This window comes from Anabaena sp. UHCC 0253, assembly GCF_009712085.1.
Taxonomy (GTDB): Bacteria; Cyanobacteriota; Cyanobacteriia; order Cyanobacteriales; family Nostocaceae; genus Dolichospermum.
This window is the reverse complement of the sequence record NZ_VILD01000025.1, coordinates 1-2,974: the sequence shown is the minus strand read 5'-3', so window position 1 is coordinate 2,974 and position 2,974 is coordinate 1. Positions and strand designations below refer to the sequence as shown.

The window sequence follows — 2,974 nt, the reverse complement described above, 5'->3', positions numbered from 1 at the left end:
TTTTTATGGCAATTTTTCCAAATAATCTCTTTTTTCTTTAATTCAATTAGAAAAAGTGATGTTTTGCCTAATTTTAAACAACAAAAACTTATCTTTGCTTTTGCCTAACTACCTAGTTAATTTTTTTTTGCCTTTTTCTACTTTTTCAGCAAGCCCTAAATAAGAGTGAATCTAAACACCTCAAGGTGATTAAAGCCGCTATGCAAAGTACGGAAACAAATCTACAATTGCGTTTGTGGACGGTAGAAGAATATCACCGCATGAATGACGCGGGTATTTTTGCACCAGACGAACGGGTAGAATTGTTAGAACCCACATTCCGCAGATACTAAAGCAAATTTAGGAATTAAAAATTTTCATAAATAAAAGCCTGAAAAGATTGCCTAGCAAAGATTTCAGGCTTTTATTTGTTAAAATAATCAAATCAAATAGAGATGGGAAAAACCATGAAAGAGTCTCAAGTTGGCATGAAAATCCTAAATATAGACCATTTGGGAATAGTAGCAGGAATAATAGACGAAATGGAATTGGTAGAAGAAGTGAATAAAATAGTGGGAATAAAAATAAAAGAAACCCTAACACCAGGACAAGTAATAAAAGCAATGATTTTAAATGGATTAGGCTTTTTAAGCGCCCCATTATATCTATTTGGAGAATTTTTCGTAGGAAAATCAACAGAACATTTAATAGGAGAAGGAGTATTAGCATCACATTTAAATGATGACAAACTAGGAAGAGAACTAGACAAGTATCATCAAGTAGGAACAACAAAAATATTTACAGCAGTAGCGATAAAAGCAGCCCATAAATTCCAAGTAGAAATGGATAGTATTCATTTAGATGGGACGTCTATGAGTGTAGAAGGAGAGTACAAAAAAGAAATAGAAGAAATAGAAGAAACCAAGCAAGAAACAGGAGAGAATAAAATAGAAATAGAACCAGAGATGAAAGCAATAGAAATAGTTCATGGATACTCAAGAGATAAAAGACCAGACCTCAAACAATTTATCATAGACATGATAGTAACAGGAGATGGAGATATCCCATTATATTTAAAAGTAGACTCAGGAAACGTAGATGATAAAAGTGTATTTGTAGAAAGATTAAAAGAATTTAAAAAGCAATGGACATTTGAAGGCATAAGTGTAGCAGATAGTGCCTTATATACAGCAGAAAACTTAGCAGCAATGGGAGAATTGAAATGGATAACAAGAGTACCATTAAGTATCAAAGAAGCAAAAAATAAAATCGTAGATATAAAAGAATCAGAATGGAAAGATAGTCAAATATCAGGCTATAAAATAGCAGCTAAAGAATCAGAATATGCAGACATAAAACAAAGATGGATAATCGTCGAAAGTGAATTAAGAAAAAAATCAAGTATCCAACAGGTAGAAAAACAAGTTAAAAAACAGGAATCAAAGGTAAAAGCCTTACTGAATAAACTATCTAGACAAGAATTTGCTTGTCAAGCAGATGCTAAAATAGCAATAGAAAAGCTATCAAAATCCTGGAAATATCACCAAATAAAAGAAATTGAATATCTAGAAAAACCAGAATATAAAACAGCAGGTAGACCAAGTAAATTGACAGAGCCAAGTCAAATAAAATATCAAGTGAAAGGTCAAATAGAAACAAGAAAAGAGGTGATAGAAGCTGAAAAAATTAAAGCGGGGAGATTTATATTAGCAACGAATATCTTAGATAAAAATGAATTGAGTGATGAGCAAGTATTAGAGGAATATAAAGCCCAACAATCTAACGAGAGAGGATTTAGATTTTTAAAAGACCCGTTGTTTTTTACATCAAGCGTATTTGTAAAAACTCCTGAAAGAGTAGAATCAATAGCAATGATAATGGGATTGTGCTTGTTAGTCTATAATCTTGCACAAAGAAAATTAAGGCAAGAATTAGCTAAATTTGATGATGGGATTAGAAATCAAGTCAATAAAATCACAAATAAACCGACAATGAGGTGGGTATTTCAGATGTTTCAGGCTGTACATTTGGTAATCATAAATGGACAAAAACAAATGAGCAATTTAACGGAGGAACGTGAAAAGATTGTCAGGTATTTAGGAAGGAGTTGTAGTAAATATTATCTAATTATTTGATGAGAGTTTATTAGACCAAAAAAGATGTAGATAGTGATCGATAAAATTAGTAAATAGAAATTTTTAGCAAAGAGTGAAAATATTTTTTGCTGTAATTGTCATGTTTATTTAAGCCGAAATGACTATTTTAATTGAGAGAGAGAATCTATTTTAAAACCTAGCGAAATTAATTTCGGTAATATTCTCTATTTTTTGGTAGATAAAGTTAAACTCAACCAGAAAAATTAGGTAAATAAAATTTTCCTGGCTGGGATTTTTCAAAAATATCAATAATCTGAGTTACATCTGCGGAATGTGGGTTATAAGTATCAACAACAATACATAAGAAGACGGTTAGAAGCAATCAAGTATCTACATGATGGTAAAAGTAGACAAGAAGTGATGGATAAAATCGGCTGTGCAAGACAGACCTTAATCACTTGGATTGATAAGTATTGTCAAGGGGGACTAAAGGCACTAGTCACACCAATAAAGTCTAAAAGAATACAGAGATTGAGTAGTGAACAAAAGGAAGAGATCAAAAGAATGCTCTTGGAGAAGAAACCAACCGACTATGGAATAGACCGACAGATATGGACAGGGAAGATAATAATCGAAGTTGTACAGCAAAGATGGGGTATAGAGCTAAAAGACAGTCGCACCTATGACATACTCAAGGAGATGGGACTATCGCATCAAAAAGCACATCGTGATTACGAGAATAGCGATCCGAAAGTTCAGAAAGAGTTTGTCACTACAATAAAAAAAAACTGGCAGAACTGAAGCCTACAGAGAGGCTAGTATTTATGACGAGTTTAGCTGTTTATGATAGACCAAGCCTATATTATGCCTGGGCAGAGCGAAATAGCAAGCCAGAGATT

2 protein-coding genes and 1 pseudogene are annotated in these 2,974 nt (G+C 32.6%); all 3 read left to right on the top strand.

What is annotated here, in order from left to right; translation table 11 throughout:
- Positions 1-200: 200 nt before the first annotated feature.
- Positions 201-311: pseudogene (locus FJR38_RS27455) on the top strand (Uma2 family endonuclease); the annotation flags it as partial.
- Positions 312-446: 135 nt separating this feature from the next.
- The gene (locus FJR38_RS27450; RefSeq protein ID WP_168535475.1) at positions 447-2,114 is read left to right on the top strand and encodes an IS1634 family transposase; all 1,668 of its coding nucleotides are present in this window, start codon (positions 447-449) and stop codon (positions 2,112-2,114) included.
- Between the two features lie 294 nt (positions 2,115-2,408).
- A complete protein-coding gene (locus FJR38_RS27445) occupies positions 2,409-2,876 on the top strand; it encodes a winged helix-turn-helix domain-containing protein (protein ID WP_168540772.1) in 468 nt (155 codons plus the stop codon).
- Positions 2,877-2,974 lie beyond the last annotated feature (98 nt).